Origin of the sequence: Paraburkholderia kirstenboschensis, from assembly GCF_032806925.1 — a bacterium.
Classification (GTDB): Bacteria; Pseudomonadota; Gammaproteobacteria; order Burkholderiales; family Burkholderiaceae; genus Paraburkholderia; species Paraburkholderia kirstenboschensis.
On the sequence record NZ_CP136513.1, the window covers coordinates 3,354,430 to 3,370,522 of the forward strand.

16 protein-coding genes, 1 tRNA gene and 1 riboswitch are annotated in these 16,093 nt (G+C 62.6%); of the genes, 4 read left to right on the plus strand and 13 right to left on the minus strand.

Annotation, left to right across the window (positions count from 1 at the left end):
- Positions 1–152 precede the first annotated feature (152 nt).
- A complete protein-coding gene (gene purM, locus RW095_RS37685) occupies positions 153–1,220 on the plus strand; it encodes a phosphoribosylformylglycinamidine cyclo-ligase (protein ID WP_317020761.1) in 1,068 nt (355 codons plus the stop codon).
- 150 nt (positions 1,221–1,370) lie between these two features.
- On the opposite strand, the gene miaA is transcribed toward purM, so the two are convergent.
- The gene (gene miaA, locus RW095_RS37690; protein ID WP_317020762.1) at positions 1,371–2,330 is read right to left on the minus strand and encodes a tRNA (adenosine(37)-N6)-dimethylallyltransferase MiaA; all 960 of its coding nucleotides are present in this window, start codon (positions 2,328–2,330) and stop codon (positions 1,371–1,373) included.
- Positions 2,331–2,373: 43 nt separating this feature from the next.
- Positions 2,374–4,419 carry a DNA mismatch repair endonuclease MutL gene (gene mutL / locus RW095_RS37695; protein ID WP_317020763.1) on the minus strand — a complete coding sequence of 682 codons (2,046 nt, stop codon included), beginning with the start codon at positions 4,417–4,419 and terminating at the stop codon, positions 2,374–2,376.
- Positions 4,420–4,611: 192 nt separating this feature from the next.
- On the opposite strand from mutL, the gene RW095_RS37700 reads away from it, so the two are divergent.
- Entirely contained in the window at positions 4,612–5,277 is a 666-nt protein-coding gene (locus tag RW095_RS37700) for a VTT domain-containing protein (RefSeq protein WP_317020764.1), read from the plus strand.
- 109 nt (positions 5,278–5,386) lie between these two features.
- Here the strand turns inward: RW095_RS37700 and RW095_RS37705 are convergent, their stop codons facing one another.
- The 11 genes from RW095_RS37705 to ydfG form a co-directional block, all read right to left on the minus strand.
- Positions 5,387–6,199, minus strand: coding sequence for a mechanosensitive ion channel family protein (locus tag RW095_RS37705; RefSeq protein ID WP_317020765.1), 813 nt, complete (start codon positions 6,197–6,199; stop codon positions 5,387–5,389).
- Positions 6,200–6,377: 178 nt separating this feature from the next.
- Complete coding sequence (locus RW095_RS37710; protein WP_317022802.1) at positions 6,378–6,752, minus strand: hypothetical protein; 375 nt, start codon at positions 6,750–6,752, stop codon at positions 6,378–6,380.
- Between the two features lie 361 nt (positions 6,753–7,113).
- Positions 7,114–7,189: transfer RNA gene (locus RW095_RS37715), tRNA-Lys, on the minus strand.
- 202 nt (positions 7,190–7,391) lie between these two features.
- Positions 7,392–8,141, minus strand: a complete 750-nt coding sequence (gene ybgF / locus RW095_RS37720) for a tol-pal system protein YbgF (protein ID WP_317020767.1) — start codon at positions 8,139–8,141, stop codon at positions 7,392–7,394.
- Between the two features lie 19 nt (positions 8,142–8,160).
- Positions 8,161–8,670, minus strand: a complete 510-nt coding sequence (pal, locus tag RW095_RS37725) for a peptidoglycan-associated lipoprotein Pal (RefSeq protein WP_317020768.1) — start codon at positions 8,668–8,670, stop codon at positions 8,161–8,163.
- 31 nt (positions 8,671–8,701) lie between these two features.
- Positions 8,702–9,994, minus strand: coding sequence for a Tol-Pal system beta propeller repeat protein TolB (gene tolB / locus RW095_RS37730; protein WP_317020770.1), 1,293 nt, complete (start codon positions 9,992–9,994; stop codon positions 8,702–8,704).
- A 137-nt stretch (positions 9,995–10,131) separates the two neighbouring features.
- A complete protein-coding gene (gene tolA, locus RW095_RS37735; RefSeq protein ID WP_317020771.1) occupies positions 10,132–11,148 on the minus strand; it encodes a cell envelope integrity protein TolA in 1,017 nt (338 codons plus the stop codon).
- The gene (gene tolR, locus RW095_RS37740) at positions 11,145–11,591 is read right to left on the minus strand and encodes a protein TolR (RefSeq protein ID WP_025601528.1); all 447 of its coding nucleotides are present in this window, start codon (positions 11,589–11,591) and stop codon (positions 11,145–11,147) included. Before tolR ends, tolA begins: the two co-directional genes overlap by 4 nt.
- Positions 11,592–11,601: 10 nt before the next feature.
- Positions 11,602–12,279 carry a protein TolQ gene (gene tolQ, locus RW095_RS37745; protein ID WP_006047860.1) on the minus strand — a complete coding sequence of 226 codons (678 nt, stop codon included), beginning with the start codon at positions 12,277–12,279 and terminating at the stop codon, positions 11,602–11,604.
- Positions 12,280–12,436: 157 nt separating this feature from the next.
- On the minus strand, positions 12,437–12,916 hold the full coding sequence (gene ybgC / locus RW095_RS37750) for a tol-pal system-associated acyl-CoA thioesterase (protein WP_317020772.1): 480 nt from the start codon (positions 12,914–12,916) through the stop codon (positions 12,437–12,439).
- Positions 12,917–12,976: 60 nt separating this feature from the next.
- Positions 12,977–13,723 (minus strand): bifunctional NADP-dependent 3-hydroxy acid dehydrogenase/3-hydroxypropionate dehydrogenase YdfG, encoded by a 747-nt coding sequence (gene ydfG / locus RW095_RS37755; RefSeq protein WP_317020773.1) that lies wholly within the window; start codon positions 13,721–13,723, stop codon positions 12,977–12,979.
- Between the two features lie 238 nt (positions 13,724–13,961).
- Positions 13,962–14,070, plus strand: a riboswitch (ZMP/ZTP riboswitch).
- Positions 14,071–14,236: 166 nt separating this feature from the next.
- On the opposite strand from ydfG, the gene glyA reads away from it, so the two are divergent.
- Both glyA and nrdR read left to right on the plus strand, forming a co-directional pair.
- Positions 14,237–15,484 (plus strand): serine hydroxymethyltransferase, encoded by a 1,248-nt coding sequence (glyA, locus tag RW095_RS37760; RefSeq protein ID WP_317020774.1) that lies wholly within the window; start codon positions 14,237–14,239, stop codon positions 15,482–15,484.
- A 6-nt stretch (positions 15,485–15,490) separates the two neighbouring features.
- Positions 15,491–15,973 (plus strand): transcriptional regulator NrdR, encoded by a 483-nt coding sequence (nrdR, locus tag RW095_RS37765; protein ID WP_317020775.1) that lies wholly within the window; start codon positions 15,491–15,493, stop codon positions 15,971–15,973.
- Positions 15,974–16,093 lie beyond the last annotated feature (120 nt).

Here is a 16,093-nt window from a genome sequence, read left to right on the forward strand (position 1 = left end):
GTTGTTTCCCTGGTGTCACCGGAACGCATGATTCAAATTCCAGCCAGCCAGCCGGCCGGCAACTCCGTATGGGACCTGAGTAAGCGCTGAAGCGCCAACTCTGGATCGGCATCGGGTAAAATCGCATTTTACCGACCTTCGAGCTATCCCCCATGAATCAACCGAAATCCGCCCCGAATTCAACCGGTTCGGCCCAAGGTCTGTCGTATCGCGACGCCGGCGTGGACATCGACGCGGGCGACGCCCTTGTCGACGCGATCAAGCCCTTTGCCAAAAAGACGATGCGCGACGGCGTGCTGGGCGGCATTGGCGGATTCGGCGCGCTGTTCGAAGTGCCGAAGAAGTACAAGGAGCCGGTGCTGGTATCGGGCACGGACGGCGTGGGCACGAAGCTGCGCCTCGCGTTCGAGTTGAACAAGCACGACACCGTCGGCCAGGATCTGGTCGCCATGAGCGTGAACGACATTCTGGTGCAAGGCGCCGAGCCGCTCTTTTTCCTCGACTACTTTGCGTGCGGCAAGCTGGACGTGAACACGGCGGCAACGGTCGTCAAGGGTATCGCGTACGGCTGCGAACTGGCAGGCTGCGCATTGATCGGCGGCGAGACGGCTGAAATGCCGGGCATGTATCCGGACGGCGAATACGATCTCGCGGGCTTCGCAGTCGGCGCGGTGGAAAAGAGCAAGATTGTCGACGGCAGCACCATCGCTCCTGGCGACGTCGTGCTGGGCCTCGCTTCGAGCGGCATTCATTCGAACGGTTTTTCGCTGGTGCGCAAGATCATCGAGCGCGCGCAGCCCGATCTCAATGCGGATTTCGACGGCCGTTCGCTCGCCGACGCATTGATGGCGCCCACGCATATCTACGTGAAGCCGCTGCTCTCGCTGATGCAGCAAATCGCCGTGAAGGGCATGGCGCACATCACCGGCGGCGGGTTGGTCGAGAATATTCCGCGCGTTCTGCGGCAAGGCCTGACGGCCGAGCTGGATCATCGCGGCTGGCCGCTGCCGCCGCTCTTCTCGTGGCTGCAAAAGCACGGCGGCGTGGCGGATGCGGAAATGCATCGCGTATTCAACTGCGGTATCGGGATGGCGGTGGTCGTCTCGGCTGCTGATGCGGACGCTGCAATCGGTCTGTTGTCCGCAGCCGGCGAACAGGTCTGGAAGATCGGCGCGATTCGCGAGAGCGCAGGCGGTGAAGCACAGACGGTAGTGGTGTAAAGGTTGGCAGTCAGCGCGGCATGAATAGCAAACGCCGCGCTGACTCACAGTTTCAAGGCTTCCGAGGTTTTGCAGTCCGGCAGTACGCTTCCCGTCTGGTTTGCTGAAAGCAGCACGTCAAAGTGCTTCAAAACGCTTCGAAGAAGCGCATCAAACAGGTTGCGAAACCAGCGCTTCGATCAGATCCAGCACCCGCGCGCTCGCGTTTGGGTCGCAACAGTCCACTACCACCCGCTCGTTCATGCTGCGCAGCCATGTGAGTTGCCGTTTGCACAATTGCCGCGTCGCAAACACGCCTTTGTCGCGCATGGTCGGGTAGTCGACGGTTCCATCGAGATATTCCCAGACCTGCCGGTAGCCGACGCAACGCATCGACGGCATCTCGGGCGATAAATCTCGGCGTTCGCGCAGCTTCACCACTTCATCGACAAAGCCGCTCGCCAGCATGGCATCGAAACGCTGCTCGATGCGCGCGTGCAGGACGCTTCGGTCCGAAGGCTCCAGTGCGATCGGTGCGAAGCGCCACCGCGCCGCGGCGTCGTCGATGCGAGCGGGCGCGGCCAGCAGTGCGGACATCGCTTGACCCGTCAGCATGAACACTTCGAGCGCGCGCTGGATTCGCTGCGAATCGTTGGGCGCAAGGCGCGCGGCAGTCGCCGGATCGACGGCAGCGAGGCGCGCGTGCAGCGCGGGCCAGCCATCGCGCGCGGCGTCGGCGTCGAGGTTCGCGCGTACATTCGCGTCGGCGGCGGGCAAGTCGTTGAGCCCTTGCGTGAGCGCCTTGTAGTACAACATCGTTCCACCGACCAGCAGCGGCAGCCGGCCGCGCGCAGTGATCTCTGCGGTCAGCCGGAGTGCGTCGGCGCGAAATTCAGCGGCGGAATAGGCGTCCGCGGGATCGACAATGTCGATCAGATGATGCGGCGCTACCGCACGCTCGTCGGCGGTAGGCTTTGCGGTGCCGATGTCCATCTCGCGGTAAACGAGCGCCGAATCGACGCTGATGATTTCGACCGGCCGCCGCGCGGCCAAGGCCAATGCAGCGGCCGTCTTGCCCGACGCAGTGGGGCCGAGCAGGCACGGAATGGGCGTTACGGTGCTTGCGGTCATGAGCGTGCCGGCGCTCGGCCATCGAGCCTGAAAAAGCACACCGTCACTGTCCGCGCATGAACAGGCGGTCGAGATCGGAGAGCGTCAACTGATACCACGTGGGACGCCCGTGGTTGCACTGATCGGCGCGCTCGGTCGCTTCCATCTGACGCAGCAGCGCATTCATTTCGTCCAGTGTGAGACGCCGGTTCGCGCGCACCGCGTGATGACAGGCGAGCGTGCCGAGCAGTTCGTGCTGACGCTCGGTCAAGACACGTGAGCCGCCGTAAGCATGCAAGTCGGACAGCACCGCGCGCGCCAATGCCTGAAGGTCGGCGTCTTTCAGCAGCGCCGGCACCGCGCGGATGGCGAGGGTGGTCGGCGACAGCACGGCCAGGTCGAAGCCGAGTGCGTCGAGCGTATCGCGCTCTTCTTCCACTGTGCCGATTTCGACGGGATCGGCTTGCATCGTCTGTGGAATCAGCAACGGCTGCACGGCAACCGTGCGGTCGGCGAGCGCGTTCTTGAACTGCTCGTAAAGGATGCGCTCGTGCGCGGCGTGCATATCGACGATCACGAGTCCATGCGCGTTCTGCGCAAGCACATAGATGCCGTGAATCTGGCCGAGCGCGAAGCCGAGCGGCTGGTCGTCGGCGGAGTTGAACGCGGGCGGCGCGTAGGGCGCCGACGCATTATAGGGCGACGGGCCTTCGGCGGCGGAGTCGCGCGCTTCGAAAAGCGTCGCGCCTTGCGGAGTTCCGGCGCTGGTGTCCTTGCGGCCGAACAACGCGTCATAGAATGCGAGCGGTTGCGCGACCGGCAGCGTGCCCTGCGTCATGCGGGACTGGCGCATCCACGTATTGCCGGCTTGGGGCGCGTTGAAACCGCCGCCCGTCGATCCTGGCGTGCCGCTCGAGCCAAAGCCGCCGACAAAGCTGCCCGCACCGGAAGCGCCGAACCCCGCACCGCCGACACCGCCCGGCGACGCCCCGAACGAAACCGCTCCGTCCGCCGACGCTTGCAGATGCGCCGCGTGCCCGCCTCCGGTCGTCTCCGGCGACGCGCCCGCATGGCGCGCCAGCGCACGCTGGACCGCGTGGAAAACGAACTGATGAATCGAGCGCGAATCGCGGAACCGCACTTCGATCTTCGACGGATGCACGTTCACGTCGACCGCTTCGGGCGGCAGATCGAGAAACAGCACATACGACGGGTAACGGTCGCCATGCAGCACGTCTTCATAAGCGGCGCGCACCGCGTGCGTGAGCAGCTTGTCTCGCACGAAACGGCCATTGACGAAGAAGTACTGCTGATCGGAGCGGCCGCGGCTTGCGGTCGGCAAACCCGCGCAACCGTAGACGGCGAGCGGGCCGGCGGATTCGTCGAGCGGCAGGTGAGCCGTCGCGAAAGTTTCGCCCAGTATCTTCGCGACTCGCGCGGGCGGTTCGCTGGCGTTCCAATGTTCGACGGCCTTGCCGTTGTGCAGGACCGAAATGGCGACGTCCGGTCGCGCCAGCGCGGCACGGCGAATCTGTTCGAGACAATGGCCGAGTTCGGTCTGTTCGCTTTTCAGGAATTTGCGGCGCGCGGGGGTATTGAAGTACAGCTCGCGCACTTCGATGGTGGTGCCTTGCGTGCCCGCAGCCGGGCTCAGCACGCCGGTTTGTGCATCGACGCGCACTGCATGCGGCGCATCGGCCGTGCGGCTCGTAATGATCATCTGCGCGACCGACGCGATCGAGGCGAGCGCCTCGCCGCGAAACCCGAGTGTCGCGACTGCCTCGAGCTCAGCGAGCGAGCGGATCTTGCTGGTCGCGTGGCGCATCAACGCGAGCGCAAGTTCGTTCTCGGGAATGCCGCAGCCGTCGTCGGTGATCGAAATACGTTTGACGCCGCCTTCGTCCAGCATGATGCGCAGCGTCTGCGCGCCGGCGTCGAGCGCGTTTTCCAGCAGCTCCTTCACGACCGATGCGGGCCGCTCGACCACTTCGCCGGCGGCAATCTGGCTAATGAGCTGATCGGGCAGCGGCAGGATTGCCCGCAGCGGGCGCAGAGCCGGCGTGGCGGCAGCGGCCGTGGCGTCGACAGGCGTTTCGGAAAATTCGGACATGGCGAAATTATAGCGATTCGGCGCGGCGGTCCTGAAATGGCGGAAACGTGCCGGAGATTTTCGAAGTTCGCCCGGGCACTTTCTGTATCATGACTCGGTCAATTGGGGCGGCGAGCAAGCGCTCACTGCTATCCCGCTGGTCTGCTGCCGACCTTCCCGCCACGTTCACTCTTGCCTCATAAAGGACGCTTTTTGGACACGCTGCTACATCTAGCCAATCTTGTGCTGCACATCGACAAGTTCCTGGGAGAATTCATCCACGTGTACGGCGCCTGGGTTTATGCGGTGCTGTTCCTGATCGTGTTCTCCGAAACAGGGCTCGTGATTCTGCCGTTTCTGCCGGGCGATTCGTTGCTGTTTATCGGCGGGGCATTCTGCGCGTCTGGGCAGATGAATCTCGGTCTGCTGATCCTGCTGCTGTTCGTCGCGGCGACTACGGGCAACACCGTCAACTATATGGTCGGGCGAGCTATTGGGCCGAAGGTTTTCAATTCGCGTATCCCATTGCTCGAGCGTTTTCTCGACCGGCGCGCGCTGCAGAAAACGCACGACTTCTACGAGAAGCATGGCGGCAAGACCATCGTGCTCGCACGCTTCATTCCGGTTGTGCGCACGTTTGCGCCGTTCGTCGCGGGTGCTTCGGAAATGACGGTTAGCCGGTTTCAGCTGTTCAATGTGGCCGGCGCGCTGTTGTGGGTATTGCTGCTTGTCCTGCTGGGCTATTTCTTCGGCAATATTCCGTTTATCCGCCAATATCTGAATGTGATCGTGCTGGTCGGGATTGGCGCCGCGATCGTGCCGGTCGTGCTCGGCGCGCTCTGGAAGATGATGCGCAAGAGTGCGTCGAAGCCCAGCTAACGCGGGTTCGCGCAATCAGCCCGCTGAAGTTGTCGAATGGACAAACGGCGTCGCGTAAATCGCGACGCCGTTTTTTTTCACGTGCGCGGCCACTCGCCTGCATGCGCGCTCACGTCACCGCACGCGGCGCGAGCGGGGTTTCCGGCGTCGGGTAGCCGGCCTCGCGGAATGTCTGAATGATCGCGCGGTTAGTGTCGAAGTACACCTGCCAGTAATGCTCATTGTGTGCGTAGGGTCGCACGCAAAGCAGCGGTCCTTCGGGCGTGAAGCTCAGCACTTCGACATCGGGTGGGGGGCTTTCCGCGACGTTCGGTATTTCCGCGATGGCGGCCTTCAGCCGGTTCATCGCGTCCGTCGCGTCCACGCCGTTCGCGATCTTCGCTGTCAGCTCGACCCGCCGCACTCGCAGCACGCTGTAATTGGAAATCGTGTCGGCGAAGATCTTGTTGTTGCCGATGATCGTCGTCACGTTATCCGGCGTGACGATGGTCGTGCCGAACAGACCGAGTTCAGAGACGGTGCCGGTGACGCCGCCCGCGGTCACGAAGTCGCCGACCTTGAACGGCCGCAACACCTGCATGAAGATGCCGGCCGCGAAGTGCGCGAGCAGTCCGCCCCACGCCGTGCCGATCGCGAGCCCGAGGCCGGCGAGAAGCGCCGCGAATGAAGTGGTCTGCACGCCGAATACCTGCAAGATCGCGAGGATCAGAAGCAGGTTCAATAGCGCGCCGAGAATTGAACCGAGGTAATGCGCGAGCGTGGGGTCGACGCGGCTGTTGCGCATTAGCACGGCACGCAGCAAGCGGGTAATGAGTCCAATGACCCAGCGGCCGACGATCCACAAGACGATCGCACCGAGCACCTTGACACCTAGGTCGATGCCCCGGGTCATCATGAAAACGCGTACGGTTTCGAAATCCAAGATGTTCCCCAATCGGTGAACTTCGTCTGGCTGATTCACAACGTGACGCGATACTGCGGGACGCGCCCGTATGGGCGCAAACTCGACCCGATAACACCTGGTCTTGGGGAGTTATAGGTGAAGGCGCGAAGGTCCGCAAGGACCGTTCCCGCGGCGCCTCACGCCCGCGGGACGCGTTTTACATCGGCAGATGGGAGTCGGAGTAGGGCGAGGTCGGAATAGCCAGCGTCTTGCCCAACGTTGACTTGGCGGGTCGGTTCGCGCGACCGAAGCTGCGCCAAGCAAATGCCGCGACGATTGCGAGCGCGTATGCGGCGCCGCGTACAAAAAACGCCGACGGCGTGCTGAACTGGCCGTAGCGTGTGCGGGCGTCGGCGAAAACAAGGAAAGTGAGGGCTGCGTCGAGCAGCACGGCGGCGAGCGCGAGCGCCGAAAACACGCGAGAGCCGTCTAGCGCGGCGCCGGGTACCAGGCGATTACACCCATTGCACGCGACAAGCACGATCGCCAGCAACGCAAGATTCGAGGCGAGATCGAACAGAAAATTGGTCATATCGATGGAATGAAAGCGCCGCAGGTTGCGGTGTTGCGAGAACGTCTGCGTCCGTCGGTTGTCAGCGGATCGGCAGACGGCGGCGATCATTGCACGTCTTTATGTCTCAATAAATGCTCACGTTCGCAGTCCGTAGTGTTGTCGGAATGTGCGAGGTCTTGCGTGAGAAAAATCGGAGGCGTTACGAGAAATCTCGGCGAGTCTTTAGGCTGTTTCGCTTTGGACTTTCGCTTTGTGGTTTGCGCTTCTGCCTGACGACGAGATTGTTGCCAAGAGACTGGAGATGAAGAGCGCCGCAAAGAAACTGCGGCACAAAAGAAAAGGGCTTACGACGCTGACGCGTGTAAGCCCTCGAATCTTTTGGTAGGCCGTACGGGATTCGAACCTGTGACCAACGGATTAAAAGTCCGCTGCTCTACCAGCTGAGCTAACGACCCAAAAGAGAAGCGAAATTATAGCGATAGCCCCGGAGGACTGTCAACCCGTTCCGAGCAATCCGATGTTGACGGTTAGTGCAGTCCAGATAGTGAAAAGCCCGGGGCATGAAGACCCGGGCTTCTCAGCGAGAGGCGCGCGTGACCGTCTTTTTGGCCTTCACGGGCACTGCGCGTTACTGCCAACTACCCGACAGTACTACGACTACTTGATCTGCGACAGCTTGCTTTGCGCCGACTGCGCGACCTCGGAGCCGCCGTATTGCGCGACGATCTGCTCGAGCGTCTTCTTGGCCGCGGCCTTCTGACCTTGCTCGAGCTGATTGTTCGCGATTGCCATCAATGCCTCGGGCGCGCGCGGATGCTGCGGATAGTTCTTCACCACACCCTGCCAGGTCGCCGTCGAGCCCTTGTAATCGCGCAGCGCATACAGCGCGTTGCCGAGCCAGTACTGCGCGGTCGGCTGATAGGGGCTGTTCGGAAACTTGGAGATGAAGCTGCGGAACGACGCCGCCGCATTCTTGAAGTCGCCGTTGCGGAACTGCTGTGAAGCCGCATTGAACGATTCCGTTTCGCCCGGCTGGACCTCGCCCTGAACGCCATCCACCGTTTGTTGCTGCGGCTCGAATTTCTTCAGGCGCGTGTCCAGATCGGTGTAGTAGTCCTTTTGCTGTTTTTGCAGCGTGGCGAGCTGATTGGCCATGTCCTCGTTCTGCCCGCGCAGCGTCGCGACCTGTTGATTCATCTGGTCGAGACGGTTGGACTGATCGAGGATCGTGCGCTGCGCTGCCGACAACTGGCTCGACAGGCTGTCAGTCTTCGCCCGAAGATCGAGAATGGCCTGACGGGCCTGATCGTCGTCGAAGATACCGGCGTGCGCCGGCACAGCCGTGAAGACCGTGCCCGCTACGCAGGCCGCTGCGGCAAATCGCAGCCAGGAGAAACGATGCGTCATACGGCTCATCACCTGTTACTTACTGTTGGTACACGAGATCGGCGCGGCGGTTCTGTGCCCACGACGATTCGTCATGACCGGTAGCTTGCGGCTTTTCCTTGCCGAGGCTCACGGCTTCCATTTGCGAGTCGGTCACGCCCATCAGCGACAGCGAACGACGCACCGCTTCAGCACGCTTCTGGCCGAGTGCCAGGTTGTACTCGCTCGTGCCGCGCTCGTCGGTGTTGCCCTGAATCAGCACGTGGCGTTGCGGATGGCTCTTCAGATACTGCGAGTGTTGCTGCAGCAGCGACTGATAGTCGTCCTTCACCGAATAGCTGTCGAAATCGAAGTAAATGCTGCGCTTCGCGAGCGGGCTGTTCGGATCGTTCAGCGGGTCGACGTTCACTTGCGCGACATCGTTCGGGTTCGGTTGCGTCGAGACGGCACCGCCCTTGTTTGCGTTTTCGTCGAGCTTGACGCCCGAATGACATGCGGCCAGTGCACCGACCATGAGGGCTGCGAATGCGAAGCGAAGTTTAGACATCATTTTTTACTCTCCTTGTGTTATTGCATCAACGTTATTGCATGAAAGGGCCCCAGGACGGCTCACGTACGCTGCCGCCCTGCACTGACAGGACCTGCCGGGTGCGACCGTCGGTCGAAACCGCAGCCAATACGCCACGGCCGTTCACCTGAGTGGCGTAAAGAATGTACTGACCGTTCGCCGCGAAGCTCGGCGATTCGTCATGTGTCGTGTCCGTCAGGCCCGTGGCGGTTCCGCCTTGCAGGTCCTGGATATACAGCTTGAAGCCTCCGCCGACGCGCGAAATATACGCGAGTTGCTTGCCGTCCGGGCTCACGCGCGGACTGGTGTTGTAGCTGCCGGTAAACGTGACCCGTTGTGCCGCGCCGGCGCTTTCATCCTGCGCCGACATCTTGTAGATCTGCGGTTGGCCTCCGCGATCGCTCGTGAAATAGATCGTCTGGCCGTCTGGCGAGAAGGTCGGCTCCGTGTCGATCGAGCTGCCTTGCGTGAGACGGCGCATGCCGGTGCCGTCCGCATTCACGGCGAAGATTTGCGTGTTGCCGGTGCGCGAGAGCGCCACGGCGAGCGTGCGTCCGTCCGGCGACCATGCCGGCGCGCTGTTATTGCCTTTCTGGTCCGAAACGACAATGCGGCGCCCCGTGGGCAGATCGTGGATATAGACGATCGGCTTCTTCTTCTCGAACGATACGTAAGCCACCTTGGTGCCATCAGGCGACCACGCCGGCGAGATGATCGGCTCGGGGCTCGACAGCGCGATGTGCGCGTCCTGGCCGTCCGAATCCGAGATTTGCAACTGATAACGGTTGCCTGTCTTGATGACATACGACAGCCGCGTTGCGAACACGCCGCGGCCGCCCATCAGTTTGGCGTAAATGTAGTCGGCCACCTTGTGCGCGCTCATACGCAGGCCGCTTTCGGGGCTAACCAGCACGAGGCCGCCGAGGCTTTCGCCCTTGACCGTGTCGTATAGCTTGAAGCGCACTTCGTACTGGCCGTTCGGCAGGCGGTTCACGCTGCCGGCGACGAACGCATTCGCGCCTTTGGCCTTCCAGCTACCGAGGTCGACCGAGGCCGTTTCGGGAACCGGCGCCGAGCCTGCGTCGATATTGGTGAATTTGCCGCTGCGTTGCAGGTCCTGACGCACGATGGTGCTGACCTGTTGCGGCGAGTTCGCTTCATTGGCGAAGTTCGCCGTTGCGATCGGGAACTGGGTGGACCCGACGCCCGTCACGAGGACGTTGAGTTGTGCGTTCGCGGCGCCGCCGACGGCGATCAGGCACGACGCTACAAGTGTCCGCAGGCCTAGCTTGGTCATCAAACTCATGCTGTATGGATTCCCCAAAAAACGGTTTTACTAAAGCTTCGCGACAGCAGACAGACCGGAAAACAACTAATTCGTTCCCGAGCGCGCCGCGCCGGGCGGGGCGCTGGGTCTGCTGTCAAGTTACTGTCAGGCTTTCATCAACCTGCCGGTCGCAACGTAATTCTGAAGCTCGCGGGCGTCTTGCCGTCGATGTCCTGAGGCATTGGGTCCGAACGCTGAACGGCTCGCAACGCCGCGTCGTCCCACGCGGAATTGCCGCTGCTGTGAGCGATCGTCGCGCTCAACAGGGTGCCCGTTGGTGAACAACGAACGGCGATCACAGTCTCGAGGCCCTCCGTCTCACCACCCCACGAGATGTTCGGCCGCACCACGCGACGCACCTTGTCGGCGTAACCCGGCGATGCCGCATTGCCACCCGAGCCGCTGCCTGTGCCGCTCTTGCCAAGGCCATTGCCAGTCGAGCCCGGAGGCCCGGCCATGCCTTGCATCTGTGCGAGGCGCGCACGGCGTTCGGCGTCGACCTTCTTCGCTTGCGCCGCTGCCTCGGCTTGTGCGGCTTGTGCCTTCGCCTTCGCTGCCTTTTGCGCGTCCGCCTTTTTCTGCGCTTCGGCCTCAGCCTGCTTTTGCTGCTCCTGCTGCTGTTCCTTCAACTGCTGCTGCTTTTGCTGCTCGGCCAACTGCTGTTGCTTGAGCTTTTCCGCCTGCTGCTGTTGTTGCTTCTGCTTCGCGGCGGCCGCCTTCTGGGCAGCCAGTTGCGCCGCCTGTTCGGCCAACTGCTGCTGACGCTTCGCGTCGGCTTCCTGCTGAGCCTGCAGCTTCTCCTGACGTTGCTGTTCTGCGAGTTGCGCCTGACGAGCCGCTTCCTGTTGCTTGCGTTTCTTTTCTTGCAGCGCGATCTCGGCCTGTTCGTCCGCCACCGGCGGAGCAGGGACGACGGGCGCGGGCGGCGGCGGCGCCACGCGCGGGATCGCGCTGTCGGGCACCTCTGTCCACAGTTCCGCTTCGGCGCCTTCAGGCGTGCTGTTCTGCCACTGAATGCCGTGATACAGGAAGAACCCGAGCAGCGCATGCATCACCAGCGCGAACGCAAAGGCTCGCCCGGTGCCGCGTTCACGCGGTGGCTGGAGCGGATAGTCGGTGTTCTTACGGATCATTGCGATTTGACGAGCAATCCAACGCGTTTGACGCCCCGTGCCTTCAGCTCGGACATCACGTTCATCACGGCTTCATACTTCACGGTCTTGTCGGCGGCGATCACGACAGGCTGATCGGGATGCGACTGCGCGCGGTCGGCGATGAAACCGTTGAGGCCCGCTTTCGTCATGTCCTCCTGCTGCTGCGCGCCGGAGTCGTCCTTGTATTTGACGCTCATGTTGCCGTCCGCGCGAATGTTGACGATCACAGGCGGCGTTTGCTGTTGCGGCGCTGCGCCGCCGACGGTCGGCAGATTGACGATGGACGGCGCGACTAGCGGCGCGGTCACCATGAAGATGACGAGCAGCACGAGCATCACGTCGATATACGGCACGACGTTGATGTCGGACATCGCGCGGCGCGAGCGGCCGCCGCGCATGCTGGAGGAGCGAGAGCCTGCCATCGTGGACTCCTTAGTGCGCCTGGCGCTGCAAGATGTTCGAGAACTCTTCGATGAAGGTCTCGAAGCGGATCGCCAGACGGTCGATGTCGTGCGCGTAGCGGTTGTATGCGACCACGGCTGGAATCGCGGCGAACAGGCCGATCGCGGTTGCGGTCAGCGCTTCGGCGATGCCCGGCGCCACGTTCGCAAGCGTGGCCTGCTGTACGTTGGCAAGTCCGCGGAACGCATTCATGATCCCCCACACCGTGCCGAACAAACCGATATACGGGCTGACCGAACCGACCGACGCGAGAAACGCGAGGTTCGCTTCGAGCACGTCCATTTCACGCTGGAACGCCGCACGCATTGCACGGCGCGCGCCGTCGAGAATCGCACCCGGGTCGTTCAGGCGTTTTTCCTTGCCCTTGAGGAATTCACGCATGCCTGACTCGAAAATGCGTTCAAGCGCGCCGATGGTGTGACGGTTATTGGCAGCGCTCTGATACAGCGCCTGCAGGTCGCCGCCCGACCAGAAATCGCGTTCGAAACGCTCAGTCTGCGCGCGGGCGCGGCGGATCGCAAACCACTTGCGGAAGATGAAAGTCCACGAGAGCAGTGACAGCAACAGCAGGAGCGCCATGACGGCCTGCGCCAGCAGGCTCGCGTTGAGTACGAGAGAAACGATCGACAGATCTTGTGTAGTGTTCATAAAGGTTCGTTTTATCGTCCCGAAAGGGGCGTCCGGCTTTGCAAGGCCACACGAAGCTTGCCGTGAGCAAAACGGAAGCATCGGCGGTACTGCAAGCCGAACCATGCTTTTGTGCTGCTTGGTCGATGCGAGTTCACTGGCCCCGTACCAACGGGAGTCAGCATGCGTTCGTTGACACGCCGCCGTCGCGCACGCATGGTCCACGCCGCAAAGCTGCCAGGACCTGCGGCGGAATTGCGGCGGGGCGCAGCGCTGTGCGCTCGACGCAGCCGACCCGGATCGAGCCGGTAGCAAGCAGCGTGCCCCCGCGCCACGCTTCCTGCGCGAAGTCCACGGACGCTCTGCCGAGCCGCTCGATCCGGCTTACCACTTTGACGACGTCGTCGAGACGCGCGGGCGCCCGATAGTCGACTGCGGTGCTGCGGACGATGAAGATCGCGCCCGTTTCATCGGCGAGCCGATTCTGGTCGATGCCGCACGCGCGCAGCCATTCGGTGCGCGCCCGTTCAAAGAACTTCAGGTAATTCGCGTAAAACACGATGCCGCCGGCGTCGGTATCCTCGTAGTACACGCGGATGCCCCACGAATGGCCGATTTCCGTGCCTGGCTGGCTGGTCGTCATATTCATGCGGCGCATTTTACCGGATCGCACACTGCGAGGTCTGTTTCAAGATGTGCGCGCCGTCCGGCGGGCCTTTTAGCCGCGATGAATGGTCAAACCGGCGAACGATTGCGCCACTGGCATCAGTTCGATCGTATTGATGTTGACGTGTGCCGGGCGAGTGGCGATCCAGTAGATCGAATCGGCGATATCTTCGGCCGTCAGCGGCTGGACGTTTTCGTAGACCTTGCCGGCCTTTTCGTCGTCGCCCCGAAAGCGCACGTTCGAAAATTCGGTGCCGCCGCACAGGCCAGGCTCAATGTCGGTCACGCGAAGCGCGGTGCCTGCCAGGTCCGCGCGCAGGTTCAGGCTGAACTGGCGCACGAACGCCTTGGTGGCGCCGTAGACATTGCCGCCGGCATAAGGCCAGCGGCCGGCGACCGAGCCGAGGTTGAAAATATGGCCGCGGTTGCGCTCGACCATGCCGGGCAATAGCGCGTGCGTGACCTGGACAAGGCCGGTGCAGTTCGTTTCGATCATCGTCTGCCATTCGTCGAGGCTCGCCTTCTGCGCCGGCTCGACGCCCAGTGCGAGGCCGGCGTTGTTCACGAGCACGTCGATGGCGGCGAATTCGGCGGGCAGGGCTGCCGGGACCGCCTCCACGGCCGCGCGGTCCCGCACGTCCAGCTCGTAAGGCAGGAGGGCGTCGCCGAGTTCGTCGGCGAGCGCCTGCAGGCGGTCTTTGCGGCGGGCCGTGGCGACGACGCGATGGCCGCCCTTGACGAAGGCACGAGCGATGGCGGCGCCGAATCCTGCGGACGCACCGGTGACGAACACGATCATTACAGTTCCCTGGTCGGTAGAAGAGAAAGGCCACAAGCCTACTTCCAATGCGGCGCTGCGGCAAGGATAGACGAGCCGGATGGATTGCGTCGCAAGACGTGCGCACAGGCTTCCTGGCGGGTCTTCGCGGGACGGCTCCGCGCTGTGCTGCGCGCCTACGGTGGCCTTCGTGCCGGCGCCCAGGGCGACGGCGGAAACCCGGTTGCCTATTCGATCCTCTTCCAATAAACTAACGCGCTCACCCCTGCGTGACTGGCGATAGAACCGATCCAACCAATCGGGTTCAAGGTGGAAAAACCCACCGTGAAGCGCAGGGTGCCGTTTTGCCGTTCGCCTGGGCAGCCGTGATCCGCGCGCATTAATTTGCGCTGACGGTGGCTGTCCTGCCTCGCGTGTGCGGCGACTCTCCTTTCGCCACGTCAGGGCTGGCCCAGCCGCCAGCAGCGCCGCGTACCCTCTACGCAAGATTCGGCGCACGATCCGGTCAACCTGAACACACTCAACGGAATCCGTATGTTTGACAGAGCCCAAAGCACCATCGCCAACGTCGACCCTGAACTCTGGAAGGTGATCGAGCAGGAAAACCGTCGTCAGGAAGAGCATATCGAACTGATCGCGTCGGAAAACTACACGAGCCCGGCTGTGATGGCTGCGCAAGGCTCGCAACTCACGAACAAGTACGCCGAAGGGTACCCGGGCAAGCGCTACTATGGCGGGTGCGAATATGTGGACGTGGCGGAGCAGCTCGCGATCGACCGCGTGAAGCAACTGTTCGGCGCCGAGGCCGCCAACGTGCAGCCGAACTCGGGCTCGCAGGCGAACCAGGGTGTGTTCTTCGCCATGCTCAAGCCGGGCGACACGATCATGGGCATGAGCCTCGCGCACGGCGGCCACCTGACGCACGGATCGCCCGTCAACATGTCGGGCAAGTGGTTCAACGTGGTGAGCTACGGCCTGAACGAAGCCGAAGACATCGACTACGACGCTGCCGAGAAGCTCGCCCAGGAACACAAGCCGAAGCTGATTGTTGCCGGTGCGTCCGCATTCGCGCTGCGCATCGACTTCGAACGTCTGTCGAAAATCGCGAAGTCGGTCGGCGCGTACTTCATGGTCGACATGGCGCACTACGCCGGCCTCATCGCTGCCGGCGTCTATCCGAACCCGGTGCCGCACGCGGACTTCGTGACCACCACCACGCACAAGAGCCTGCGCGGCCCGCGCGGCGGCGTGATCCTGATGAAGGCCGAATTCGAGAAGCAGATCAACTCGGCAATCTTCCCGGGCATTCAGGGCGGCCCGCTGATGCACGTGATCGCCGGTAAGGCGGTTGCGTTCAAGGAAGCGCTGTCGCCGGAATTCAAGGCTTATCAGCAACAAGTCGTTGAAGATGCCCGCGTGCTCGCGGAGACGCTCGTCAAGCGCGGTCTGCGCATCGTGTCGGGCCGTACTGAAAGCCACGTGATGCTGGTCGACCTGCGCGCGAAGAAGATCACCGGCAAGGCCGCGGAAGCCGCGCTGGGCGCCGCTCACATCACGGTCAACAAGAACGCGATTCCGAACGACCCGGAAAAGCCGTTTGTGACGAGCGGTATCCGTCTCGGCTCGCCGGCCATGACCACCCGCGGCTTCGGCATCAAGGAAGCGGAGCAGGTGGGTAACCTGATCGCCGACGTGCTGGACAACCCGGAAGACACAGCCACGATCGAACGCGTGCGCGGGCAGGTCGCCGAGTTGACGCAGCGTTTCCCGGTCTACCGCTAAGCCGCCATGCATTGCCCTTTCTGCCGTCACGCCGATACGCAGGTCGTCGACTCGCGTGTCTCCGAAGACGGCGCGACGATTCGCCGGCGCCGCCGCTGCCCGGCCTGCGACAAACGTTTCACGACGTATGAGCGGGTCGAGCTGGCGTTGCCGTCGGTCGTCAAGAAAGACGGCAGCCGTACCGAATTCGATCGCCGCAAGATTGTCGCAAGCATGCAACTGGCGCTGCGCAAGCGTCCGGTTGCAGCAGACGCGATCGACGCGGCCGTCGCCCGGATCGAGTACCAACTCCTTGGCAGCGGCGAGCGCGAGGTGCGCAGCGAGCGCCTCGGCGAACTCGTAATGAACGAGTTGCGAGCGCTCGACACCATTGCCTACGTTCGTTTCGCCTCTGTTTACCGGCGCTTTGAAGACGTCTCTGAATTTGAAGACGTGATCGAAGAGTTCCGCCACGCTTCCTCTCCTCCCAGGCCGTCGCGCAAGCGCTGAGCGTCCACGCGCCTCGCGTCGCGTCCGGCTACTCGTGTGTTGCCGCGTCGCTTCCCGTCTCTGCATTTCCCGCTCCGTCATGGTTAGTCGCGTGAATTCTTGCGCGCAATAGCGCCTGAA

Bases quoted from the DNA above. Each gene is read 5' to 3' on its own strand.
- pal (WP_317020768.1), bottom strand. From the start codon at position 8,670: ATGATGTCTAAACTTCGCTTCGCATTCGCAGCCCTCATGGTCGGTGCA.
- nrdR (WP_317020775.1), top strand. From the start codon at position 15,491: ATGCATTGCCCTTTCTGCCGTCACGCCGATACGCAGGTCGTCGACTCG.
- tolQ (WP_006047860.1), bottom strand. From the start codon at position 12,279: ATGAACACTACACAAGATCTGTCGATCGTTTCTCTCGTACTCAACGCG.
- tolA (WP_317020771.1), bottom strand. From the start codon at position 11,148: ATGATCCGTAAGAACACCGACTATCCGCTCCAGCCACCGCGTGAACGC.
- mutL (WP_317020763.1), bottom strand. From the start codon at position 4,419: ATGTCCGAATTTTCCGAAACGCCTGTCGACGCCACGGCCGCTGCCGCC.
- RW095_RS37710 (WP_317022802.1), bottom strand. From the start codon at position 6,752: ATGACCAATTTTCTGTTCGATCTCGCCTCGAATCTTGCGTTGCTGGCG.
- ydfG (WP_317020773.1), bottom strand. From the start codon at position 13,723: ATGATCGTGTTCGTCACCGGTGCGTCCGCAGGATTCGGCGCCGCCATC.
- glyA (WP_317020774.1), top strand. From the start codon at position 14,237: ATGTTTGACAGAGCCCAAAGCACCATCGCCAACGTCGACCCTGAACTC.
- ybgF (WP_317020767.1), bottom strand. From the start codon at position 8,141: ATGACGCATCGTTTCTCCTGGCTGCGATTTGCCGCAGCGGCCTGCGTA.
- tolB (WP_317020770.1), bottom strand. From the start codon at position 9,994: ATGAGTTTGATGACCAAGCTAGGCCTGCGGACACTTGTAGCGTCGTGC.
- tolR (WP_025601528.1), bottom strand. From the start codon at position 11,591: ATGGCAGGCTCTCGCTCCTCCAGCATGCGCGGCGGCCGCTCGCGCCGC.
- miaA (WP_317020762.1), bottom strand. From the start codon at position 2,330: ATGACCGCAAGCACCGTAACGCCCATTCCGTGCCTGCTCGGCCCCACT.
- ybgC (WP_317020772.1), bottom strand. From the start codon at position 12,916: ATGCGCCGCATGAATATGACGACCAGCCAGCCAGGCACGGAAATCGGC.
- purM (WP_317020761.1), top strand. From the start codon at position 153: ATGAATCAACCGAAATCCGCCCCGAATTCAACCGGTTCGGCCCAAGGT.